We start from the raw sequence: 24,323 nt of genomic DNA, 5'->3' as shown, positions 1-24,323 counted from the left end.
AAGACCAAATAAAAAGGCATGAGCCCGGTGCAATACCGAACTCATGCCTTTTCATTTATATCTATATTCTCTTTTTTATTGTAAGCATGATTTATACCAAAAGCAGCTAAAATTATCATTGATATTGTAGCTGAATAATGATATCTTGATGCCACTTCTACTAACAACTGTGCCATTGTTAGCCCTATCGCATACAAGCAAATAATAAATAGAGCAGTTTTAGTTTTATTTTTTATAGCTACTAATACACCTAGTAATGAGGTAACAATTAAGAAGTAATAAAATATATTAGATGCTACAGTATATCGTACTTTATGATCTAATACAGGATCAGCATAGGAAACTGCTGCACTATCCTCACCTAAAAACTCAAAGAATTTGTCAGAGAATAATTTCACAAAGTCGATATTACCACTTTGTATCCTTTCTTTTGCTTCTTCTAGCATTTTCTGTTGAGCATCATCAGCGGTCCATCCTGGCTTATCGCTATAATGAAACAAAAGTTCAGCATCTGGCTGATTCCATTTTCCCGAGCTTTCCTCATTAAATCCTACATGAATGTTATATCCTGGAGTTGATGCTATCTCTTCACCTAAACGTAATGTTATATACTGATTTATCACTGAAGAAAAAATAAGGTATCCAACAATGATAACCCCTACATGTGTTATCTTGTTTAACCATATTTTTTTATTCCCTATCTGCTTTGTATCTATAATAAAGATCCATATCACTAGGGCTATAATTGGAACTGCCGCAATTGGTCGTACCATGTTCATAAATGCAAGTAATGCTGCTATTACAATGGAATAAACAAATAATCTTTTTATATTTATATTGGAGATTTTCTCATGAACAATTATCATAATCAACCAAATCAACAACAGTACTGTACAATAGAGCGGTTCTGACATTGCGAACATATTATACATAGTTTGAGAAGGTAAAGCGATCCATAAAATACTTGCTGTTATTGCCGTTTTAACTCCGCCAATTTTTCTAGCTATAGCATATATTAATCCCATTGATATTGTAGTTAAAATAACGTTCAAAATAGGTGGTATCATATAACTAGACCCAAAAATTTTGAAGAAAATACTTAAGAATGAAGCATAACCAAAAATATGTGGAAATAATGCGATGTATCTATTATGAATAACGAAGTTTTCACTTAAATCCTCCGCAGTATAATAAAACGTAGCATAATCAACTAATGGCTGAATTTGATAGCTGAGCACCCATATTAATTTAACTGCTAAACAAACAACTACTAAAACGAAAAAGCATTTTTTTTCATTTAATTTTTCTAGATATAGCGAACCTTTTCTAAGGATAAAACTTCCCACTATAGATAACAATAAAACACCTGTTAATAATGTTACATAATTATATTTTTGAGTATCTGAAAAGTAATTTATAAGTAATACCGAAGCAAAAAATCCGTATATGATATATATCGCACGTGTAGAGAAAGTAGACATTCCTTTTAAAAATAATTTCAAAACAATTTACTCCTTTAACCATTAATATAAGGATAACATTATCCCTTTTACAAAAACGTAATGAATATGTAGAACTATTCATTCATACCGAAGAACCTAAAATACCCATTTTATTTTTTCTCAAACTATACCTTTGCTCATTGTTGATAGCAAATAAATCATATCATACATTCACCTACAGTTTACATATACAGCCTGATTTTTTCATATTTTATCCAATTAGATCCAATTCACATTCTTTGTTTAGAAAATTATCCTAACCAAAATAAATAACGTTTCAGCATAAAATATGCTATAATAAGTATTTGTTATGTATGAATAACCCTTCTACATTTCCTATTTTATTTATATATTTTATAAAGATGAGGATACTATTATGGAGAAACTCTTAAAGTTTGGTTTAGTAGGAATCTTTAATACACTCATTACAATTATTAGCTTTATGATATTGGTAAAACTCGGAATGAACTATCTTGTTGCGAATACCATTTCCTATTTAATTGGCGTTGCCAATAGCTACTATTGGAATAAAAATTGGGTGTTTAAACCTAATAATAAAAGCACGTCAATGTTCTTTAAATTTCTAACTGTAAATTTAATTGTATTGGCTTTTAATACATTATGTTTGTTTATATTAGTAGATAAACTTGCCTTTAATCCATTTATTGCGCAAATCTTCGCAATTGGTGTCGGAATGGTTATAAATTTTGTCCTTAATAAAATTTGGACATTCAATCAAACTGAAAAAGCCACTAATTAAACTTGCACAACTTATTTAAAACTATGGAGGATACAACATGGAAAAATTAATTTCGGTTGTAGTTCCTATGTACTTCGAGGAAGAGGTAGCACAGGAATGTTACACCCGTTTAAAGTCCGTTATGCTTCAAAATAATATTAATTACGAGTTTGTCTTTGTAAACGACGGTAGTACAGACCGTACAATGGACATCCTATCAGAAATTGCTGCAAATGATTACCGTACAAAAATTGTTAATTTTGCACGCAACTTCGGACACCAAATAGCTGTTACAGCTGGGATTGCCGCTGCAAAGGGCGATGCTATTGTAATTATCGATGCAGACTTACAAGATCCACCAGAGGTTATTCCTGAACTTATTGCAAAATGGGAAGAAGGATATGAAGTTGTTTATGCAAAACGCAAACAACGTAAAGGTGAAACTTGGTTTAAACTTTTAACGGCGAAATACTTCTATAAATTCTTAAACTATATGTCTGATATCGATATCCCAAAAGATACTGGTGATTTCCGAATCATCGACCGCAAAGTTGCCGATGTTTTCAATCAAATGACGGAGCGAAATCGCTTCATTCGCGGTATGATGTCTTGGGTTGGCTTCCGCCAAACGTATGTTGAATATGAACGTGATGAGCGTTTTGCTGGTGAAACAAAATATCCATTAAAGAAAATGATTAAATTTGCATCAGACGGCATTATTGCATTTTCTACAAAACCGTTACGAATCGTTATGTCTTTAGGCTTATTATCAGTTCTCATTTCCATAATTGTCTTAATATATACAATTACTGTGAAAATTATCGGAAATGATACTCAAACAGGTTGGGCATCCATTATGGTCGCTATTACATTCTTTAGCGGTATTCAATTACTTGGTCTTGGAATCGTCGGTCAGTATATCGCTCGTATTTATGACGAAAGTAAAAATCGTCCGATTTATATCGTAAAAGAAACAATCAATATTGAACAAGAAGAAACTGCACAGAAAAAAGAAAAAGTGCATGTATAATAAAAAAGGTAACAATGAAAACTATCATTGTTACCTTTTTATATTGTAATATCCCATAAGTCGCAAACGAAATTCTTTTAAATTTGGATATGCCTCTAAATTAGACAGCATCCCTTGAATAACTGGAATTCTTGGATTTGGTAATCTCATTTCTGCCTCCAAAACATCTAGCGTAACAAGCAATTCATCATCTTCTAATTGATCCGCTAATGTACGCTTAAACACAATGATTTCTTTTAAAAAATGTTCTTTCACTTGTTCCTTAATAAGCTCTGATTTACAAAAAAACTCTCCAAGCCTTTTTTCATGTAGAACAGGTTCTTCCAAAGATTCTATGAGTCCATCTACTAAATGATCTACCCTTTTTAAAATAAACGTCGATACATAGGACAAATCAATTTCTAGTGTTTGTAAAATAATTAGTTCTAAATATCCACGACATATCCCTTCCACTATAATTACTAAATCCAATAAATATGGCATAACCTTGTCACCATAAATAGACAATAAACTATTCCGATAAAATGCGTGAGACTCTAATTTCATCCGCATCATAAATTCTTCCACTTCTTTATTAAATGGAATAGCATTTTCTCTCGCATGCATAATAATAAATTCCTTATGCTTCTGTATATCAGTAAACTGGCAATACAATTGTTTTGCGAATTTTTCACGTGGTAATAATGATTCTTTATCAATATCCATCATTTTATTTTGAATCTTGTCATAGTAATATCGAAGTGTTGCTAATAACAGCTCATCTTTCGATTTAAAATATAAGTAAAAAGCCCCTTTTGATATACCGCAGGCTGTGACGATTTCTTGTACTGATGTCGCATTCACACCCTTGGTCGCAAATAACTTCATAGCCATCTCTATAATTAAGCGCTCTTTTTCTTTCATATCTTCTCTCCTAAATTTAATCTCGCATCTTATACTACATATATCTCGCTACTTGTGGCAGTAAAAATCCCACTTATTAAAACTTTATTATACCATCTCTTTTCATTGACGACTGACCAACCAGTCAGTTATATTATGTATTAGACTGACCGATTGGTCAATACAATAAAAAGGGAGCGCAAACATGAACAAAATCATCAATTTCTCGTTAAAAAATAAGTTCGCGGTTTGGCTATTAACCATTATTGTTACTATTGCAGGGATCTATTCTGGACTCAATATGAAGCTGGAAACAATTCCTGATATTACAACGCCTATTGTAACAGTAACGACGGTTTATCCTGGTGCTACACCAGAAGAAGTAGCTGATAAAGTTTCAAAACCGATGGAAGAGCAACTACAAAATTTAAGTGGTGTTAACGTTGTCAGTTCATCATCTTTTCAAAACGCATCTTCTATTCAGGTAGAATATGATTTTGATAAAAATATGGAAAAGGCCGAAACAGAAATTAAAGAAGCTCTCACAAATGTGAAACTGCCCGACGGTGTTAAAGATCCGAAAGTTTCTCGAGTAAACTTTAATGCCTTCCCTGTTATTTCATTAAGCGTAGCGAGTAAAAATGAATCTTTGGCTACCTTAACTGAAAATGTTGAAAAAAATATTGTTCCCGGTTTAAAAGGACTTGATGGTGTCGCATCCGTTCAAATCGCAGGCCAACAAGTAGACGAAGTACAACTTGTCTTCAAACAAGATAAGATGAAAGAATTAGGTTTAAGTGAAGATACTGTGAAAAATATTATTAAAGGTTCAGATGTATCTTTACCACTTGGCTTATATACATTTAAAGATACGGAAAAATCAGTTGTTGTAGACGGTAACATTACAACAATTAAAGCATTAAAAGAATTAAAAATTCCAGCTATCCCTTCATCACCAAACGGTCAAGGTAGTCCAAACGCTGGCGCTAGTGCACAAACGTCGCAAATGAATCCAGCTGCTATGAATGGAATTCCAACAGTTACATTAGAAGAAATTGCTGATATTAAAGAAGTTGGGAAAGCAGAATCGATTTCTCGAACAAATGGAAAAGAAGCAATTGGAATTCAAATTGTGAAAGCTGCTGATGCAAATACAGTTGATGTTGTAAATGCTGTTAAAGATAAAGTAACAGACCTTGAGAAAAAATATAAAGATTTAGAGATTATTTCAACATTCGACCAAGGTGCACCGATTGAGGAATCAGTCAAAACAATGCTGAGCAAAGCAATTTTCGGGGCTATCTTTGCGATTGTTATTATTATGTTGTTCCTACGCAACATTCGAACAACGTTAATCTCTGTCGTTTCTATACCACTTTCTTTATTAATCGCTGTTTTAGTCATAAAGCAAATGGATATTACGCTGAACATTATGACACTCGGAGCCATGACAGTCGCTATCGGACGCGTTGTCGATGACTCCATTGTTGTTATTGAAAATATTTACCGACGTATGTCGTTATCAGAAGAGAAACTACGCGGAAAAGATTTAATTCGTGAAGCCACGAAAGAAATGTTTATTCCTATTATGTCTTCTACTATTGTAACAATTGCTGTATTCTTGCCGCTTGGACTTGTAAAAGGTATGATTGGTGAAATGTTCTTACCGTTCGCCTTAACTATCGTCTTCGCTTTATTAGCATCGTTACTAGTAGCAGTTACAATCGTACCGATGCTAGCTCACTCTTTATTTAAAAAAGAGAGCATGAGAGAAAAAGAAGTACATCATGAAGAGAAACCAAGTAAATTAGCAAACGGTTATAAACGTATACTTGAATGGGCTTTAAATCATAAAATTATTACATCAAGTATTGCTGTCCTTCTATTAGTTGGTAGTCTTGCACTTGTACCAATTATCGGTGTAAGCTTCTTACCATCTGAAGAAGAAAAAATGATTATCGCAACGTACAATCCTGAGCCAGGTCAAACATTAGAAGACGTTGAAAAAATTGCAACGAAAGCTGAAAAGCACTTCCAAGATAATAAAGACGTCAAAACAATTCAGTTCTCATTAGGTGGAGAGAATCCAATGAGTCCTGGTCAATCAAATCAAGCAATGTTCTTCGTTCAATATGATAACGACACGAAAAACTTCGAAAAAGAAAAAGAGCAAGTCATTAAAGATTTACAAAAAATGTCTGGAAAAGGCGAATGGAAAAACCAAGATTTCGGAGCAAGTGGCGGTAGTAACGAAATTAAACTATACGTTTACGGAGATAGCTCTGAAGAAATTAAGCCTGTCGTGAAAGACATTCAAAATATCATGAAGAAAAATAAAGATTTAAAAGATGTAGACTCTAGTATTGCAAAAACATATGCAGAATATACTTTAGTCGCAGATCAAGAGAAGTTAAGTAAAATGGGGCTAACCGCTGCCCAAATTGGAATGGGACTTTCTAATCAACATGATCGCCCTGTTCTAACAACAATTAAAAAAGACGGTAAAGATGTAAATGTATATGTAGAAACTGAGAAACAGAATTATGAAACAATCGAAGATTTAACAAATCGTAAAATTACAACACCACTTGGTAATGAAGTGGCGGTTAAAGATGTTATGACTGTAAAAGAAGGCGAAACTTCTAACACAGTAACACATCGAGATGGCAGAGTTTATGCAGAAGTGAGTGCGAAATTAACATCTGATGACGTTTCAAAAGCATCTTCTGCAGTCCAAAAAGAAGTGGATAAAATGGATCTTCCTTCTGGCGTAGATGTTTCTATGGGCGGTGTTACAGAAGATATTCAAGAATCATTTAAGCAACTTGGATTAGCGATGCTAGCTGCGATTGCTATTGTATACTTCGTTCTTGTCGTTACATTTGGTGGTGCACTTGCGCCATTCGCAATTTTATTCTCGCTACCATTCACAATTATTGGTGCACTTGTTGCCTTATTAATCTCTGGCGAAACATTAAGTGTATCTGCAATGATTGGTGCGCTTATGTTAATCGGTATCGTTGTAACAAACGCAATCGTACTTGTCGATCGTGTTATCCATAAAGAAAATGAAGGTGTATCAACACGTGAAGCATTACTAGAAGCTGGTGCAACACGCCTGCGTCCTATTTTAATGACTGCAATTGCAACAATTGGGGCTCTTATCCCGCTTGCATTAGGCTTTGAAGGTAGTGGCTTAATTTCTAAAGGACTTGGTGTAACCGTAATTGGTGGATTAACGAGTTCAACGTTATTAACACTTCTTATTGTTCCAATCGTTTATGAAGCACTAAGCAAATTTAAAAAGAAAAAAGTAAAATAAAAAGAAATAACCTCGCTAACTGCGAGGTTATTTTTTATCTCCAAACAAGATTAGGAAATCACCATATCCTTCTTTCTCTAGCTCCTCTTTTGGGATAAATCGAAGAGCTGCTGAATTTATACAATAACGAAGTCCATTTGGTCCTGGACCGTCTGGAAATACATGCCCAAGATGTGAGTCTCCTTCTTTACTTCTCACTTCCGTACGCGTCATATTATGACTAACATCCATTTTTTCCTTCACGCTAGCTGACATAACCGGTTTCGTAAAACTCGGCCATCCACATCCACTATCAAATTTATCTATAGAAGTAAACAATGGTTCACCTGAAACGATGTCTACATAAAGACCTTCCTCTTGATGATTCCAATACTCATTTCGAAATGGTGGTTCTGTACCATTTTCCTGCGTTACATAAAACTGCATATCGTTTAGTTTTTCTTTTAAATGAGCATTATCCTTTGGCCAATGTTGCTTAATAAAAGCATCTCGTCCCGAGCCTTTACGATATAACTCATAGCGGAATGTATTTTTCTTATGATATCCTTGATGATATTCTTCAGCTGGATAAAATGTAGTAACCGGCAATATTTTTGTCGCAATTCGTTTTGAAAAGCGCCCACTCTGCTCAAGCTCTTCTTTTGAAGCTTCTGCCTTTTTATGTTGTTCTTCATTATGATAAAAAATCACTGTTTCATAAGACTGTCCACGGTCATGGAATTGCCCTCCGATATCAGTCGGATCAATTTGTCTCCAATATATAGTTAATAACTCTTCATACGACATTTTGTTTGCATCAAATGTAATTTGTACTGCCTCATAATGTCCAGTTGTTTCCGAGCACACTTCTTTATACGTTGGATCCTCTGTATGGCCACCTGTATAGCCTGAAACAACCTTTATAATCCCTTCCATCTCTTCAAATGGCGAAACCATGCACCAGAAACATCCTCCAGCAAATGTAGCTAATTCTATCTTTTCATTTACAGTCATTATTTCACCCCTATTCTATATTCTCCTTACAGTATGGCATAAGAAACACCATGTTATAAAAGAAAAAGCATCGAATATCGATGCTTTTTCTTTACTCTATTGTTTTCCAACATCCTGATCCATTTCATCACTTGTCACATCTAAAACATCTAATAAGAAAATGAAGATTGGAATACCGATAATTAGTCCCCACACACCTAAAAAGTGTTCAGAGAAAATTAGTATCATAAACGTGTAGAAGATCGGTAAATTTGTTTTTTGTGACATAAATTTCGGGTTTAACACATAGCTTTCAAGCGCATGGATTACTGTTACGATAACTACAATATAAACGACATACATAATACCGCCGATATTGTAAGCAATCATACAAAGCGGGAATAACGAAATAATAACACCTGCCACTGGAATTAAACCCAGCAAGAAAATCATTAACCCTAAACCTAATAATTGCGGGAAGTCTAATATCCATAATGCGATAACAGATAAAACACAGTTAACAATTGCAATTAAAAATTGTGCTTCGATTACTTTTCCGAATGAACGTGCAAATTTCTTTCCGAAATACTCTATTTCGTTATAGAAAATTGCAAGTCGACTTTCTTTAAACTTCGCAGTAAAAGCAACGATACGCCCTTTTTCAAGTAAGAAAAATAAGCTTAAAATTACAGAAAGTAAAACTTGCAGACCGAATTTCCCAACATTCGTAATGGATTTATACAAAATGTCTACGCCTTGCCCTACATATTTAGAAAGCTCCATATGATTAACAGCATTAACTGCATACTTAATTAATTCACTATCAGGTGGATTTCTTAAAAATACATTGAATTGATAAATCAATTGCGAAATTTGTATTGTTAATACCGGTAAATATTTAAATAGCGTAATGGCAATTCCCGCCACTAACATTACATATAAAAGCGCTATAATAATTTTCCGATTGATTGGCATGAAATGTTCTAATTTACGAGAAATAAACTTTTGGAATCGATCCATTAAATACGTCAACATAAACGTAATTAAAATTAAATTTAACATACTTTGCATCCCATACAATATGAGAGCAAGTAATACTAATACGATTAACCTCTGAAATCCTTTGCTTTGAAACAGGTTTTTTATTTGCATAATCGACGAGTACTCTCTCCTGTCCTATAAAGTAAAACGTTAATAAGTAGATTTCTCTCTCTTTTCTACCTTTAATTATTTATATTAAGATTCTTATAAGCCCTTATCAAACCATATAGTAGCTTACTTCTTATTTTACAATACAATGACCTAATTCAAAACGTATTCTCCATAGTATTAATGAAGATTTAAAGAAACTTGTATTTCACTAAACATAGGTCTTACCACTACTGTAACATAAAAAGCAAGCTATCAGTAGAAATCCGCCCTACAAATAGCTTGCTTTTATATTTTTTTAAGTAAGTTTTATCCCGTATTAACGGGCGGTAAGACTCCTACCTCAAAATTCGGCGAATACGATGCAGTTAGGTGGGAGATAACTGCTCGTAAAAGTCCGATTGATGAAGGCTAATAATCATTTTGGGATGGACACTCCCCAATGATTAAAGTTTCACCTTATTATCCAATAAAAGGCATAAACATTGGGATAACCACCACTGTTACGACACCAACTACTGTCACAGCGATACTTGCCATAGCTGCTTCTACTTCACCCATTTCGATTCCTACTGCAACCCCTAATGCATGACCCGCTGTTCCAAGTGCTAAACCTTTTGCAATTGGATGTTTCACTCTAAATGTTTTTAAGAATAATGCTCCTAATGCGTATACAATAACTGCGTTAAAGATAACTGCAAATGATGTAATTGCTGGAATACCACCAATGCTTTCAGAAATTGGTAATGCGATGGCTGTTGTTGCTGCCTGCGGTAACATTGAGTTCATTACTGCTGTATCTAAACCAATCGCTTTTGCGACAATGAACACAACAATCACTGAACAAATAGATCCAATCACGATAGCTGATAAAATTTGCCACCAATATTTTTTTAACTTATCAACTTGTTTATATAATGGAATTGCAAAGGCAATTGTTGCTGGCTCTAAGAAGAAACTGATCATCTTCCCACCAGTATTATATTCTTCAAAAGTAAAGTTACCTACCTTTAAAAATACGATCCCTAATACCATTGCTACGAATAGTGGTGTAAATAAGAAGAATCCTTTTGAGTGTTTGAATAAAAACGTTCCGATTCCGTATGCAATTAATGAAACGACGATTCCGAAATATGGAGTCATTGTGCTTGTCATGTTCATTACCTCCTAACCATGTATGGTCTAAAATAGTTACGCGACTTTTCCGTGTTTGCTTCCTTTGTTTACAACTTTCAATTCTTTTGTATCTTTTGCTTCTTTGTCATCTTTACCTAACATTAATTGTGCAGATAAACCTGTTACAGCAAGTAAAATAATTGTTGCGACAACGATTACAGTTAAGATTTGTACAAAATTTTGGCTCATTACACCAAGAGAATTAATAACAGAAATACCTGATGGGACGAAAAGGAATCCGATAATACCTGTTAAGGCTGTTCCAAATGATTCAACTTGCTCCAATTTAATAACCTTTAAACATAATAGACTAAATAAAACGACTAACCCAATTACTGATGCAGGCATCGGAATGGGTAAATGGGTTGAGATAATATTAGAAACTAACATAATAGCTGAAAAAACGAATATTTGTGATAGAAAACCATATACTTTTTTTGTGCTCATTTTGGCCACCTCTTTTGATTTGGTACCTTTATTTTATAGGATATAAATGTAAAAGAAAGCGTTTACATAGCGGAATGTCAAATATAAACAGCCAATTACAAAAATTATACAGTGAAATACAAAAGCTGCTTCTTAAATACGAAGCAGCTTTTTGAGCTCTTTTGCATATGTACGACTAACAGGTACTTTTGAACCTTCTTTCATGATTAAATTATAAGTAGAATTGAACCATGGCTGTATTTCTGTAATATGATTAATATTCGCAATAAAACTACGGTGAACACGTATAAAACTTGTTTGCGGTAATTTCTTTTCCAAAATCACAAGTGTATCATGCGTTACATACGTTTCTTTCATTGTTTTTACAGCTACTTTTCCATCTACAAGCCCTACATAAATAATATCTTCAATATTAACAAGTACAATTGATTCCTCAATTGGCAATGCTAATTTATGCATCTCTGCCGTTACATCGCCCACCTTTACTTCTTGCTTCGTTTCTATTTTCGCTTGTTTTTGTTTTTTATATTTCTTCAATGTCTGTTCAATGCGTTCTTCATCAAATGGCTTTAAAATGTAATCTAACGCATCTACCTCAAATGCTTGCAGTGCATATTGATCATATGCAGTTGCAAACACGATTGAAGGTGGATTTTTCATCTTCTTCAATATATTTGCGATTTCAAATCCGTTATCATCAGATAGTTGAATATCTAGAAAAACAATGTCTGGCTTATTTTTCATTAATTCTTCTAAAGCGTCCTCTACACAATCCGCCTCACCGACTATCTCCACTTCTTTCGTTCGCTCTAATAAATATTTCAATTCATCCCGTGCTAACATTTCATCATCAACTACCAATACTTTTAACACTCGGTTCTTCCTCCCCTACTTTTTTCGGAATTACAAAGATAATCTCCGTCCCCTTGTTTAATTCACTTTCAATTTGAAGCATTGTCTCTTTCCCAAATAACCCGATAAGTCGTTCATTAATATTATATAAAGCTGTTCCAGTCCCTTTCTTTGATGGAACTACCATTTTTCCTAATTGCTCTAGACGTTCACTCTCAATCCCTTGTCCATTATCTTTCACTTCAAAATGGACCATCCCCTCTTTTTCAAACACATGCACCTCAACTTGGCACAATGGCTGCTTTTTCGGAAAAGCATGACGCAATGCATTTTCAACCAATAACTGAAGCACAAATGGTGGAACTAAAGTTGTCTTTAATTCTTCTTCAATGTACATCTTTACTTCATACTTATTTGGAAATCTCGCTTGCTCTAATGATAAATATGCTTGTACATGATTCAACTCTTGTTCCAATGGAATAAGCAATTGACGTGCACCTTGCAAATTACAACGAAAATAGACGCTAAGCTGCAACAATAATTTTCTTGCCTTCTCTACATCTGTTCGGCATAAAGCTGATACTGTATTAATTGCATTAAATAAAAAATGCGGATTGATTTGTGCTTGCAACGCTTTTATTTCAGCATCTTGTAATAACTTACTTTGTAACTCCGCTTCACCTAACTCAAGCTGTGTGGAAAATATTTTAGCTAACCCTTCCGCTAACTCTTCCTCAACACGACTTAATTGACTAGCGTTTTTAAAATAAAGTTTTAATGTTCCTATCGTATTCCCATGTGAAGTTAATGGAATAACAACTGCCGCTTGCAATGGACAACCATCATGTTGGCAATTAATAATTTCACGCGATTTCGCTTTCATTATTTTCCCTGTATGTAGAACCTCTTTCGATAAACCTGTTATTAAACTGTGTGAAGGAATATGATGATCCGATGCTAATCCAACGTGAGCTAAAATTTTCTCTGTATCTGTTAAGGATACCGCATCTGTTCCCGTAAAGCGGTGGATAATTTGTGCCACATACTTGCAAGATTCTTCTGTTAAACCCCGGCGAAAATAAGGTAACGTTTTATCAGCAATGCGTAATACTTTATGCGTTTGCAGTGCTTTCGCATTCTCTTCCTGACGCAAAATAGCTTGGATCATAGAAAGTAAAATAAAGCTCCCGAAACTATTCACAAGGATCATCGGTATCGCGATTGTTTTCACAATACTCATTCCATCCTCTACAATTAATAGAATCATAATCATTTCTAAAGAAACGATAAACACACTTAAAATCGCTGAAAATTTAGGTGTAATTGTACGATTACGTTTCTGGAAAATGTATCCGATATACCCCGCTATCACTCCTGCTAAAATTGACGAGATTGCACAGCTTACCGCTGTTGTCCCGCCGAGCATATAACGGTGAATACCAGCAATCGATCCTACTCCAATTCCAACGATAGGACCACCGAGAAATCCACTAATTCCAACACCCATAATACGTGTATTTGCAATTGTACTCGATGAAGAAACACCTTGTAGCCAATTTTCATTCATAATCGTATTCCCTGCAATTTCAATTCCTGTGTAATTACTTACAATTGTAAACACTGAAAAAATACAAATAAGCTTAAACTTATCTATATATCCATCCTGCCTATGAAGTAAGCGCCTGAATGTCTTAATATGAGAGAGTAAAAAACCTAAAATAACAATAAGTCCAACACGTTCAATCATCATAAGTACTAAATTTAGCATCTGTGGTTCATTCCTTTTTGTTTAGTCAGTTTTATCCCAGTTGATGTAGGCTGATAATCAGTGGTGGATCAGAAAAGTCCTCACCAATTATAGCTTCACTTTATTATCGAAAAATAATAAGGTAACCGTCAAGGGGGATGGATATATTTTGAAAAATCCCACCAATACAATTAAACTTTTAGCGGACATAAAAAAGAGAGGAAGCTCCCCAAAATAAGAACCTTCCTCTCTTTTTATTATCTATTTTGATTTACTAGCTTTTTGAAATAAGAAGGCAAAACAAAAGACCTTATATTTCTATAAAGTCTTCGAAACAGAAGTTTGATTATAACATACGGAACTCCATGGTTCAAAAAGCTCCTTCCCTAAATAACTAAGAGTAAAGGCTTCCAATTGCTACATAGCAGTAATTAAAAAAATTTATATTTTGCAGGAAACGCCCTATACTACAAACTATTTATGAAAGAAATTCGGCTTCAGAATATCATTTGGATACGGTTTATGATAAATATGAGTGGCAGCTGGTGACAACGGCGGAATTAACCATACCCAATTACCTGTTACAACACGGCCACAAGCGACCTCTTGCTTCTCAAATTGCTGAAATTGTTGTGCAGCAGTATGATGATCGACAATACTCACGCCTTGTTTTTTAAAGGAATGTAACACAGCGATATTTAACTCAATCAATGCCTTATCTTTCCATAACGTACTATTTCTTGACGTATCCAAATTCATCATTTCTGCAACTGCTGGAAGTAAATTATAACGATCATAATCCGCTAAGTTACGAGCCCCGATCTCCGTTCCCATATACCATCCATTAAACGGAGCAGCGGTATAAGAAATACCACCTATCTCTAAACGCATATCTGAAATCATCGGTACTCCATACCATTTTACTCCGAGTGAAGATACAGGGTATTCCGGATGCTCAATTGGTACTTCTTTCACCTCTTCTTTCGGAATTTCTTTATATATAGGCGCTTTCCCATCCACAGAAAATACAAGTGGTAATACATCAAAATTTGTACCTTCTCCTTGCCAACCAAGCTCCTGACAAAAATCTGTAAATATAGCGGAATGAGAATCACCAATCACTCCCATTTCCGTTTTATATCCTGCATATCGAATTAATTGATGGTTATAAATCCGTATATTATTTTCTTTACCTTGATATTGCTTAAAAATCGTAATTGTCGGTTTCACTTTCCCGTCATTCGTTGCATATTTAATATGATGAATTAATGCATTATATACACCCTCTTCATCATTCACTTCACGGGCATCTAATATGTGCATCTTACTCCAAAATAGCCTTCCAATACATCTATTACTATTACGCCATGCCATTCGCGAACCATGAACAAGTTCTTCGAATGTATGCTCATACGTACCCGTCTTCTCTATCTCAATTTGAATTTCTTTTATACGTTCTTCTATCAATTGCTCTTTCTGAAGCTCTTTATAACAAATCGTAATAAAATTACTTGCTTCCTCTATTAATTGCTTCGTTTTACTCATAAACGATCTCCTTCTATTTCAACAAAACGCTACTACTTTACAGTATAAGCAAAAAGGATAAGAGTCACAAACGAAATCAAAAGTGTTACTTTTATCGTAATATTTGTCAGAAGATTTCCGGAATTGTTGTTGACTTCCGAAAAAACAAGTTTATTTTTGACACAAGGAAATTATTTTTATCTCGACCAACTTTTTTGAGTGGAAAGTGGGTAATTCCATAAGGTTATGGTTAACTAGACCCATATATTGATGATGCCTGCCATTCATCATGCGTGTAAGGTAAATTTGGTAATGTAAAACTAGTATTGTTGAAATCCTCTAGAATCCCTCGGATTGCCACCAGGGGATTTATAATTATTTCAATCTATTTATGTAATGCTGTAAAACATTTTTTATTTCTGTATTTAATTCTCGGAACGGAAATCCTAATTCGCGAGCCTTTCTATTATGTAACGTACAATTAGTCACTTCATTAAGGAATCTTCGGTAATTCCCCGCGTAGCAATTGTTACATGATACCCAGCTTGCAAAAGTGCTGCTACTAAATGTTTACCGAAAAACCTTGTTCCCCCTAGCACCAATACTCTTTTCACCTTCATCATCCCCATTTTATAAATTGTAAAATACTACCTCTATTATTATAAATGCTAACATAGAAAAAACATGGAATCAGTTTAACGATTCCATGTTTTTTTCTACATATGATACATTAACGTACCCGATATTTAAAAATACAATAGCAAAAGTATAAAATTGAAACTACCGATACATAAACTGATATTTCATATACTAATGGCTCTCCCCATATTCCCATAAAATAAAAGAGAGATGGAAGTGTAAGTGTTACCCATGATTGTACAAATGCTATTCTACCTAGGTATTGATTAATATTTTTCTTTTGTACATTTAGCACAAAGAATAAATACCAAAGTAAAGCCCACATAAACCATGTTAACGCGTTAAGAACATCTTGAAATTGAACAAAAGATACAACCATATAAAATAAAGCAATAATAACTACCCATAGGCAAAACCAACCTAACCCAGTGCTACTCATTCCCGTAATAAAGGTAACTCCTACATACAAATATGTTAAACCAAATAAAAAAGTAGCTGCATATGAATATACCGTCCAATTACTTTGATCAGAAATCATAATCAAATAGAACGGAATGATAATTTGTAATGCCCCCACAAATAAATTAAAGACACCTGCACTTTTCATCTCTGCTTTGCCTAATATGACAAGACTATTTAAGAATAAAGCTGCACCTGAAAGTAATAATCCTACATAACCCATATATATTCGTGTGAAAATCTTTCCCTTTCACACTTTTAACCTCCCCACAATATAAAGTGATACTTTATTATTTTTCTTCCTATTTAAAACTACATACATAATTTTTAATCTGAATAAGTCAGACTTCCTACCTTAAAAAAGGGCAGATTTAAAACGCTTTCAATAATAAATAATCCTATCAGAACATTAAATAGGATTCCTTGATTATAAACGTACTCTAACAATGATACAAGTATTGGAATTCTTTTCAATATTATATTTTTTATTTCTATAAAAAATTAGTAGGATGTTGCATTTTCCCTATCTCATTCTATCAATTATCCGCATAGAATATTGTACAATCATATTAATTTGGGAAGGTTTGATATTTATGCCTCTTTATTATCCAAATCAAATTGGTATTTATTCCACAGGTGTTTTAACAAAAGAAGCTGCAACTGCTTCAGCTGTAGTAAACATTGTAAATCTAAATGCATACGAACATCACATAAATATAGAAATTTGGGATTGGTCTAGCCATTCTAATCCGGTAAAATTACCTGTATTAATTGGTGAGAATTCAGAAGCAAGTTTCCCTTATCCTTTATTTGGCAATCATTCAACTTCTTTTTATGCAGAATTAGATGAGACAGTTAATTTGTATGAAATCCGCATTTCCTATCCGAAGCATGCTAATATTATTGCAAACTGTTTTGGGCGAAGTGCTCTGCCCTATACAATTCAAGAGGGCAATACAGTTTATCATAGACAACTTGTTAAAATTCATGAAGATTTCTCATCTATATTACCAACTTATACAAACCCTCAATAAAACAAATTCCCCTTGAAATGCTACGGTCAGTAATATTTCATTGATTTTTCTTCGTAAAATGAACATATTACTGACTTCAACCAACATAATAAATAATCGAATTTATTATATAAATAAAAATAAAGTATCCTAGAAAATACTAAAAGGATACCTTATTAACTACCTTAAATCATTTGATAGCCATTTTTATTATTTACTTGCCATCTCCAAGAATCTACGCACATATCTTCTAATCCATGTTTCGATTCCCACCCTAATTCTCGCTTTGCTTTAGATACGTCAGCAAAGCATATTGCTACATCACCAGGACGACGCTCTATAATTTTATAAGGTATTTTTTGGCCCGAAACCTTCTCAAAAGCCTTAACCATCTCCAATACACTATACCCTTTCCCCGTACCAAGGTTATATGCATCGATTCCCTTGGTCACAAGTACTTTCTCGAGTGCCTTTACATGTCCCTTTGCAAGATCAACAACATGAATATAATCCCGGACACCTGTCCCGTCTATTGTCGGATAGTCATTTCCGAATATATTTAATTCCTTTAATTTCCCTACCGCTACTTGTGTTACATATGGCATTAAATTATTCGGAATCCCATTCGGATCTTCTCCAATACGTCCACTTTGATGTGCCCCAAACGGATTAAAATAGCGAAGTAACGCAATACTCCATTCACTATCAGCTTTTGCTATATCACGCATAATTTGCTCAATCATTAATTTGGTTTGCCCATATGGATTCGTCGCGCTTAATGGAAAGTCTTCTGTAATTGGTGATGTTTTTGGAACTCCATATACGGTTGCGGATGAACTAAAAATAAATTTTTTAACATTATGTTTTTGCATTACATCACATAGTATGACCGTACTCATTATATTATTATAATAATATGTAATTGGAATTGTAACCGATTCCCCAACCGCTTTGAAACCTGCAAAATGAATAACTGCTTCAATGTTATTTCTCAAAAAAATATCATTCATTTTTTCACGATTTAAAACATTTTCTTTATAAAATTCAAATTGTTTTCCTGTTATTTCTTTTACTCTGTTTAAAGATTCTATTGAACTATTTGAAAGATTATCTACGACTATTATTTTATAATTATTATTTAATAATTCTATACATGTATGACTACCAATATACCCTGCTCCACCCGTTATAAGTATCGTCATATATATAGTCCCCCACTTATCATCAATTATAAAATCTCAATACACATTTATCCTATCATATTTTAAGGTTGAAAATTCTAAATATTTAATTTTTATCTTTGGTTATATAAAAAGGCTACATAACCTTTAAGTTATATAGCCTTCAACTTATATATTTGTCTATATCATTTCTTATTAATCAAGAAAAATAACGGTTCCACTAAAAAGCACTCGAAAGGTTCGTTTGTTAAATTACGTAACAATATACACTTAGAAAATGCGCAAGACTACCTAACAATACAAAAATATGAAAAATTTCATGGTGTCCCATATATTTAAACTCCAGCCATTTTGGCTTCGCACCGTAAATAAATCCACCAATTGTATAAAAAATGCCTCCAAGTACTAAGAAAATGATACCTCCTGTACTTAAATTCTCAGCTAGCGGTGCAAAGAATAGAACAATTAACCAACCCATCAGAAGATAAATTGCTGTCGATAACCATCTTGGACAATTAAACCAAAACATTTTAAAAACAATACCACAAATCGCAGTTGCATAAACTAAACAAAATAATAGTAAACCATTTGCCGAATTTAATGTAATTAAGCAAAAGGGTGCATATGTACCTGCAATTAATATAAAAATCATAGAATGATCTAGCTTCCTAAAGAAATAAATAACACGTTCACTGGCTACAACACTATGATACACAGCTGACGCCATATAAAGGACCATCATCCCGATACCAAATAAAATAACAGCCGTAATTGCAGCAAAAGATGGCATCTTAACAGAAACTTTCACAAGCATAGCTAATAATGCAATAAATGATAATACAGCTCCTCCTAAGTGAGTAAATGCATTAACCGGTTCTCTTACATAAGCATTCATATAAACACCCCTCATATAATTACATGTAGTTTTAATAACTACATGTAATTATATATACATTATTCATACAGGTCAACATTTACATTTCATTTGTTTCGTAATACCATATTTAAAGATATACTAAACATTAAGCTCCACTAAGTTATAAAAGTGAGGGGTTCTACGTGGAAAATATAAATAAATTACTTGAATCATTACATTTAGAAAAAAATATTAAACTTGAGGATATCCCAAATGTCGACTTATATGTAGACCAAGTTGTTCAACTATTTGAGAATACTTATGCAGATACAACGAGAACTGCTGATGAAAAAGTATTAACAAAAACAATGATTAACAATTACGCAAAGGGGAAATTATTTATCCCTATCAAAAATAAAAAGTATTCAAAAGAGCATATGATTTTAATCAGCTTAATTTATCAATTAAAAGGAGCACTTTCCATTAATGATATAAAAAGCTCCTTAGAAAATATAAATGCACCATTAATAAACGATGAAACATTCGAATTAAATACTCTCTATAAAGATTATCTTTCTCTTACTGAAACCAATGTGGAAAGCTTTAAACAAGACGTAAATACACGTGTTACGGAAGTAAAAGAGGTTTCTTCCTTAGAGGATCCAAAGCTAGAAAAGTTTTTATTACTAACATCCTTCGTGACTATGAGTAATATGTATAGACGTTTAGCAGAGAAACTAGTTGATGATCTCAAAGAATCTTAAACAAAAAACTATCCACCTGTTAGAGAGTGGATAGTTTTTTTGTTTACTTAATTGCTTCATGAACCTTTAATTGTTTCCCTTTAATCGTTGTATTTTTCATGATTTTTAAAACAAGCGGTCCTTTTCCATTTAATATTTCAACGTAAGAAACATTGTCTTGTATTGTAATAATGCCTATATCTTCTGCTGTAACACCTTTAATTTTAGCAATTGTACCGACGAAATCTACCGCTCTAATTTTCTTTTTCTTCCCGCCATTAAAGTACAGTTTCATAATTCCTTTATTTAGATCTGCATTTTTATCTTTCTTTATAATTGGTTTGGCATGTATTTTCTCTTCAAATACTGCTTTCCCTTGCATAACTTCCTCTTTTGAAGGCGCATGTCCCTTTGAAATTGCAAAACCAATGTACGCTTCAATCTCTTCTAAAAATCTATTCTCATATTGTGTTATAAACGTAATAGCTTTTCCACTATTACCAGCTCGTCCTGTTCTTCCTGTGCGGTGTACGTAACTTTCTTTTTCTAGTGGAATATCGTAATTAATAACATGTGTAATATTATCAATATCAATTCCTCTAGCCGCTACGTCTGTTGCTACTAAATAACGGAACTTTCCTTTTCTAAAATCATCCATTACTTCAAAACGGTCTTCTTGTACCATACCACCATGTATTTTGTCACAAGGATAGTTAACGCGCTTTAACTGTCTATATACATGATCTACGTTTTCTTGTGTGCGGCAAAAAATAATGCAGCTATCTGGGTTTTCAATTGTTGTTATATCTTTAAGAAGTGAAAGCTTTTCTTCTTCTATCACTTCAAAAAGTGTATGTTCAATTTTATCTGTTGTAATCCCAGCTGCTTTAATTTCAATATGAGTTGGTGAATTCATATATGTACGAGACAACTTTTCAACATCCTCTGGAAGCGTTGCTGAAAATAACATTGTCATTCGCTTTGTAGGTAATTCATCAATAATTGCTTCTACTTGATCGATAAACCCCATATTTAGCATTTCATCTGCTTCATCAATAACTAAGTACTTTAGACACTCTAAAGAAAGAGTACCTTTTTCAATATGATCTAACACACGACCAGGAGTCCCCACTACAATATGTGTCTTTTGCTTTAGCTCTAATTTTTGGCGTGCAAATGGAGATTTACCATAAACTGCGGCAGCCTTAATTCTTTTGAATCGACCTATATTCGTAATATCTTCTTTTACTTGAACAGCAAGTTCTCTCGTTGGTGTTAAAACCAATGCCTGTGGCTTATTCTCTTCCCACTCTACCATTTCACAAAGTGGTATACCGAACGAAGCCGTTTTTCCACTTCCAGTCTGCGATTTTACAACAAGATCCTTCTTTTGCAGTGCAACTGGAATAACCTCTCCTTGCACTTCTGTCGGATGCTCATAGCCTAAACCAGTAAGCGCTCGTATGATTTCTTTGTTTAATGCATAATTACTAAAACTTTTTTTACTCATATGTTAACCTCATTTGATTTTATATTTAACCTATTATGTTCTTCATACCTCACTTTAGACTATAGTAAGATACTATATTAATCCACTGTTTTCAATTCATTTAAATCTAAATTTATCTAAGTATAATTTTAAAATAGTAAAGGGCAGCCTTAATAATAAGTCTGCCCTATCTACACCGTATTCATTTTTTACGGAACTAGTTTTTTTACAACTGGTATTCTTTGCAATACTAACGTAATTATCATACTAAGAACAAGTGTAATCGTTACATTAATAGGTATTGCTAATATTGCATGCACACGTTCATTTACCTTAGGAAAAACCATGTACAACAAGTTATTTAATAAGAAGAAGTGAAGAATATAGATTCCAAGGCTTGCTTGATTTATAAAACGGAATAACAATGGTAATTCTCGTTCTGACTTTTGGAATGCATATTTGAAAAATATAAATAATCCAATCGCCATCAGTACGACACCTGGCGCAAAATATCCATACCAAAACTGCTCTAACTGTCCATTTGCTTTTACTGTATAGTAATAAGTAATAAAGAATGTACTAATAAATCCTACGAATCCTCCAATGTAAGAAATATTTCTCCATTTTTTCGAAATATCAAAATTAGATAAATAATAACCAAGTAGGAAATACCCTACATAATTTGTAACATAAAATAATTCAATATTAAAGTTAATTGGATAATAATATTTCGCTAAATTGACTACAACAGATGCATATAGCCATAATATTAAAAAGTATTCTATCTCTCTTTTTTTAGCGTTTTTCACAAATATTTTCAGTAGAGGTGTAATTAAGTATATCCCCACAATCATATATAGGAACCATAAATGTCCCCCAATCGTATCCGTTAAAAAGTGCTTTATTCCTTGCTTGAAAGAAGCTGGAAAATATCCTGCATATGCTCCATATGCGTAAAATATAGCGCTCCAAGCTATAAACGGTATAATAACCTTACTTGCACGCTTCTGTAAAAATTCCCCGATTGGAATATCTTTCGTCCCCTTTAACAATAAAGCTCCACTAATCATCACGAAGATTGGAACACTGGCACGTGAAATGGATTCAAAAAGGTTACCAGCCATCCAGCGCGACACGTTATTTGTATCTAACATGGAAACATAGCCAGCAGAAACGTGAATTGTAACAACTGCTATTGTTGCTAATACACGCAACCAATCCATATATACTAAACGTTTCATTAACGACCCTCCTAAATTTACCTATTTAACTTTTCTTTTCCAAACATAATTTTACATCAAATGATGTTATGTTAAAACACATTTTCATCATATGAACCTACAACATACGTATATAAAGTGAAACTTTAATCAGTGGGGAGTTCATCCCCACTGATTATTAGCCCTCACCAATCGGGCGTTTACGGGTAGCTGGGCTCCTACCAAATTTTGAGGTGGAAGTCTTACTGCCCGGCAAATAGCGGGATAAACTTTAATTTTTAAATATAAACATGAAAACCTTTGACTTATACGTGAAAATCATGTAAATTATCCTTTGGACGAACATTTTTAAACAAACTTAATAAAATATTCGTATTTTAGGGGTGTAAATGATGGAAAACGTATTCGACTATGAAGATATTCAATTAATTCCTGCAAAATGTATTGTAAATAGCCGCTCTGAATGTGATACAACTGTCACTTTAGGAAAACATAAATTTAAATTACCTGTCGTACCTGCAAATATGCAAACGATTATTGATGAAAGAATTGCAACTTATTTAGCTGAAAACAATTACTTCTATATCATGCATCGTTTCCAACCAGAGAAACGAATCTCATTCATTAGAGATATGCAATCACGTGGATTAATCGCTTCTATCAGCGTTGGTGTGAAAGAGGACGAGTATGAATTCGTACAACAATTAGCTGCTGAGCAACTTACACCTGAATACATCACGATTGATATTGCACACGGTCATTCTAATGCTGTGATCAACATGATTCAACATATTAAAAAACATTTACCAGAAAGCTTCGTGATCGCTGGAAACGTTGGAACTCCAGAAGCGGTAAGAGAATTAGAAAATGCTGGTGCTGACGCAACAAAAGTTGGTATTGGACCTGGTAAAGTTTGTATTACAAAAATTAAAACAGGCTTTGGAACTGGTGGTTGGCAGCTAGCTGCACTTCGCTGGTGTGCAAAAGCTGCAAGTAAACCAATTATCGCTGACGGTGGTATTCGTACGCACGGCGACGTAGCTAAATCAATTCGATTTGGAGCGACTATGGTTATGGTCGGTTCTCTATTCGCTGGTCATGAAGAGTCACCAGGGGAAACAATCGAAAAGGATGGCAAGCTTTATAAAGAGTACTTCGGCTCTGCTTCTGAATTCCAAAAAGGTGAGAAGAAAAACGTTGAAGGTAAGAAAATGTTCGTTGAGCATAAAGGTTCTTTAGAAGACACTTTAATCGAAATGGAACAAGATCTTCAATCTTCTATCTCTTACGCTGGCGGAACGAAATTAGACGCTATTCGTACTGTAGATTATGTTGTCGTGAAAAACTCTATTTTCAACGGTGACAAAGTATATTAATTTTC

At 33.7% G+C, this 24,323-nt stretch carries 20 protein-coding genes and 2 pseudogenes; 6 read left to right on the top strand and 16 right to left on the bottom strand.

The features are described from left to right. Positions 1-41 precede the first annotated feature (41 nt). Positions 42-1,502, bottom strand: coding sequence for a glycosyltransferase family 39 protein (locus COC96_RS22195; protein ID WP_098769373.1), 1,461 nt, complete (start codon positions 1,500-1,502; stop codon positions 42-44). Between the two features lie 376 nt (positions 1,503-1,878). Here COC96_RS22195 and COC96_RS22190 point away from each other — a divergent pair, with 376 nt between their 5' ends. Together COC96_RS22190 and COC96_RS22185 are read left to right on the top strand one after the other, a co-directional pair. Continuing rightward, positions 1,879-2,262: a GtrA family protein gene (locus COC96_RS22190; protein ID WP_097902485.1), complete on the top strand. Its 384-nt coding sequence runs from the start codon at positions 1,879-1,881 to the stop codon at positions 2,260-2,262. 37 nt (positions 2,263-2,299) lie between these two features. Further along, on the top strand, positions 2,300-3,271 hold the full coding sequence (locus COC96_RS22185) for a glycosyltransferase family 2 protein (protein WP_098268582.1): 972 nt from the start codon (positions 2,300-2,302) through the stop codon (positions 3,269-3,271). A gap of 30 nt (positions 3,272-3,301) precedes the next feature. Here the strand turns inward: COC96_RS22185 and COC96_RS22180 are convergent, their stop codons facing one another. After that, a complete protein-coding gene (locus tag COC96_RS22180; RefSeq protein ID WP_098769371.1) occupies positions 3,302-4,174 on the bottom strand; it encodes a TetR/AcrR family transcriptional regulator in 873 nt (290 codons plus the stop codon). 184 nt (positions 4,175-4,358) lie between these two features. Here COC96_RS22180 and COC96_RS22175 point away from each other — a divergent pair, with 184 nt between their 5' ends. Then, on the top strand, positions 4,359-7,475 hold the full coding sequence (locus COC96_RS22175; RefSeq protein ID WP_098769369.1) for an efflux RND transporter permease subunit: 3,117 nt from the start codon (positions 4,359-4,361) through the stop codon (positions 7,473-7,475). Positions 7,476-7,502: 27 nt separating this feature from the next. Here the strand turns inward: COC96_RS22175 and msrB are convergent, their stop codons facing one another. From msrB to COC96_RS22120, 10 genes and pseudogenes are all read right to left on the bottom strand, one after another. Next, the gene (gene msrB / locus COC96_RS22170; protein ID WP_098268579.1) at positions 7,503-8,468 is read right to left on the bottom strand and encodes a peptide-methionine (R)-S-oxide reductase MsrB; all 966 of its coding nucleotides are present in this window, start codon (positions 8,466-8,468) and stop codon (positions 7,503-7,505) included. 96 nt (positions 8,469-8,564) lie between these two features. Then, complete coding sequence (locus COC96_RS22165) at positions 8,565-9,599, bottom strand: AI-2E family transporter (protein ID WP_097902490.1); 1,035 nt, start codon at positions 9,597-9,599, stop codon at positions 8,565-8,567. A 459-nt stretch (positions 9,600-10,058) separates the two neighbouring features. Next, on the bottom strand, positions 10,059-10,751 hold the full coding sequence (gene lrgB, locus COC96_RS22160) for an antiholin-like protein LrgB (protein ID WP_097902491.1): 693 nt from the start codon (positions 10,749-10,751) through the stop codon (positions 10,059-10,061). Between the two features lie 36 nt (positions 10,752-10,787). After that, positions 10,788-11,219 carry an antiholin-like murein hydrolase modulator LrgA gene (lrgA, locus tag COC96_RS22155; RefSeq protein ID WP_098769367.1) on the bottom strand — a complete coding sequence of 144 codons (432 nt, stop codon included), beginning with the start codon at positions 11,217-11,219 and terminating at the stop codon, positions 10,788-10,790. Positions 11,220-11,351: 132 nt separating this feature from the next. Continuing rightward, entirely contained in the window at positions 11,352-12,092 is a 741-nt protein-coding gene (locus tag COC96_RS22150; protein WP_098268577.1) for a LytR/AlgR family response regulator transcription factor, read from the bottom strand. Next, positions 12,070-13,839, bottom strand: coding sequence for a two-component system sensor histidine kinase LytS (gene lytS / locus COC96_RS22145; protein WP_098268576.1), 1,770 nt, complete (start codon positions 13,837-13,839; stop codon positions 12,070-12,072). Before lytS ends, COC96_RS22150 begins: the two co-directional genes overlap by 23 nt. 453 nt (positions 13,840-14,292) lie before the next feature. Next, positions 14,293-15,363 carry a nitric oxide synthase oxygenase gene (locus COC96_RS22140; protein ID WP_098268575.1) on the bottom strand — a complete coding sequence of 357 codons (1,071 nt, stop codon included), beginning with the start codon at positions 15,361-15,363 and terminating at the stop codon, positions 14,293-14,295. Positions 15,364-15,717: 354 nt separating this feature from the next. Then, positions 15,718-15,837: pseudogene (locus tag COC96_RS28175) on the bottom strand (epimerase); the annotation flags it as partial. Between the two features lie 2 nt (positions 15,838-15,839). Then, positions 15,840-15,971 (bottom strand): annotated as a pseudogene (locus COC96_RS22125) (NAD-dependent epimerase/dehydratase family protein); the annotation flags it as partial. Positions 15,972-16,072: 101 nt separating this feature from the next. After that, the gene (locus COC96_RS22120) at positions 16,073-16,663 is read right to left on the bottom strand and encodes an AmiS/UreI family transporter (protein WP_098268574.1); all 591 of its coding nucleotides are present in this window, start codon (positions 16,661-16,663) and stop codon (positions 16,073-16,075) included. A gap of 370 nt (positions 16,664-17,033) precedes the next feature. Here COC96_RS22120 and COC96_RS22115 point away from each other — a divergent pair, with 370 nt between their 5' ends. Beyond that, positions 17,034-17,474 carry a hypothetical protein gene (locus tag COC96_RS22115; RefSeq protein WP_098268573.1) on the top strand — a complete coding sequence of 147 codons (441 nt, stop codon included), beginning with the start codon at positions 17,034-17,036 and terminating at the stop codon, positions 17,472-17,474. Positions 17,475-17,638: 164 nt separating this feature from the next. Here the strand turns inward: COC96_RS22115 and galE are convergent, their stop codons facing one another. Together galE and trhA are read right to left on the bottom strand one after the other, a co-directional pair. Then, the gene (gene galE, locus COC96_RS22110; protein WP_098268572.1) at positions 17,639-18,655 is read right to left on the bottom strand and encodes a UDP-glucose 4-epimerase GalE; all 1,017 of its coding nucleotides are present in this window, start codon (positions 18,653-18,655) and stop codon (positions 17,639-17,641) included. A 226-nt stretch (positions 18,656-18,881) separates the two neighbouring features. Continuing rightward, positions 18,882-19,529, bottom strand: coding sequence for a PAQR family membrane homeostasis protein TrhA (gene trhA / locus COC96_RS22105; RefSeq protein ID WP_098769365.1), 648 nt, complete (start codon positions 19,527-19,529; stop codon positions 18,882-18,884). 164 nt (positions 19,530-19,693) lie between these two features. Between trhA and COC96_RS22100 the strand changes: the two genes are divergently transcribed. Beyond that, positions 19,694-20,254 carry a DUF1836 domain-containing protein gene (locus COC96_RS22100; RefSeq protein WP_098769363.1) on the top strand — a complete coding sequence of 187 codons (561 nt, stop codon included), beginning with the start codon at positions 19,694-19,696 and terminating at the stop codon, positions 20,252-20,254. 43 nt (positions 20,255-20,297) lie between these two features. Here COC96_RS22100 and dbpA read toward each other — a convergent pair whose 3' ends face one another. Then, a complete protein-coding gene (dbpA, locus tag COC96_RS22095) occupies positions 20,298-21,743 on the bottom strand; it encodes an ATP-dependent RNA helicase DbpA (protein WP_098268569.1) in 1,446 nt (481 codons plus the stop codon). Between the two features lie 188 nt (positions 21,744-21,931). Continuing rightward, entirely contained in the window at positions 21,932-22,963 is a 1,032-nt protein-coding gene (locus tag COC96_RS22090; protein ID WP_098268568.1) for an acyltransferase, read from the bottom strand. Between the two features lie 371 nt (positions 22,964-23,334). Here COC96_RS22090 and guaC point away from each other — a divergent pair, with 371 nt between their 5' ends. Next, positions 23,335-24,318, top strand: a complete 984-nt coding sequence (guaC, locus tag COC96_RS22085; RefSeq protein WP_061690304.1) for a GMP reductase — start codon at positions 23,335-23,337, stop codon at positions 24,316-24,318. Positions 24,319-24,323: the final 5 nt, after the last annotated feature.

The organism is Bacillus cereus (genome assembly GCF_002577405.1).
GTDB lineage: Bacteria > Bacillota > Bacilli > Bacillales > Bacillaceae_G > Bacillus_A > Bacillus_A cereus_AU.
This window is presented reverse-complemented; position numbering and strand designations above follow the sequence as displayed.

Coding starts and splice junctions, on each gene's coding strand:
- COC96_RS22190 (WP_097902485.1), top strand. CDS start 1,879: ATGGAGAAACTCTTAAAGTTTGGTTTAGTAGGAATCTTTAATACACTC.
- COC96_RS22185 (WP_098268582.1), top strand. CDS start 2,300: ATGGAAAAATTAATTTCGGTTGTAGTTCCTATGTACTTCGAGGAAGAG.
- COC96_RS22180 (WP_098769371.1), bottom strand. CDS start 4,174: ATGAAAGAAAAAGAGCGCTTAATTATAGAGATGGCTATGAAGTTATTT.
- COC96_RS22175 (WP_098769369.1), top strand. CDS start 4,359: ATGAACAAAATCATCAATTTCTCGTTAAAAAATAAGTTCGCGGTTTGG.
- msrB (WP_098268579.1), bottom strand. CDS start 8,468: ATGACTGTAAATGAAAAGATAGAATTAGCTACATTTGCTGGAGGATGT.
- COC96_RS22165 (WP_097902490.1), bottom strand. CDS start 9,599: ATGCAAATAAAAAACCTGTTTCAAAGCAAAGGATTTCAGAGGTTAATC.
- lrgB (WP_097902491.1), bottom strand. CDS start 10,751: ATGACAAGCACAATGACTCCATATTTCGGAATCGTCGTTTCATTAATT.
- lrgA (WP_098769367.1), bottom strand. CDS start 11,219: ATGAGCACAAAAAAAGTATATGGTTTTCTATCACAAATATTCGTTTTT.
- lytS (WP_098268576.1), bottom strand. CDS start 13,839: ATGCTAAATTTAGTACTTATGATGATTGAACGTGTTGGACTTATTGTT.
- COC96_RS22140 (WP_098268575.1), bottom strand. CDS start 15,363: ATGAGTAAAACGAAGCAATTAATAGAGGAAGCAAGTAATTTTATTACG.
- COC96_RS22120 (WP_098268574.1), bottom strand. CDS start 16,663: ATGGGTTATGTAGGATTATTACTTTCAGGTGCAGCTTTATTCTTAAAT.
- COC96_RS22115 (WP_098268573.1), top strand. CDS start 17,034: ATGCCTCTTTATTATCCAAATCAAATTGGTATTTATTCCACAGGTGTT.
- galE (WP_098268572.1), bottom strand. CDS start 18,655: ATGACGATACTTATAACGGGTGGAGCAGGGTATATTGGTAGTCATACA.
- trhA (WP_098769365.1), bottom strand. CDS start 19,529: ATGAATGCTTATGTAAGAGAACCGGTTAATGCATTTACTCACTTAGGA.
- dbpA (WP_098268569.1), bottom strand. CDS start 21,743: ATGAGTAAAAAAAGTTTTAGTAATTATGCATTAAACAAAGAAATCATA.
- COC96_RS22090 (WP_098268568.1), bottom strand. CDS start 22,963: ATGAAACGTTTAGTATATATGGATTGGTTGCGTGTATTAGCAACAATA.
- guaC (WP_061690304.1), top strand. CDS start 23,335: ATGGAAAACGTATTCGACTATGAAGATATTCAATTAATTCCTGCAAAA.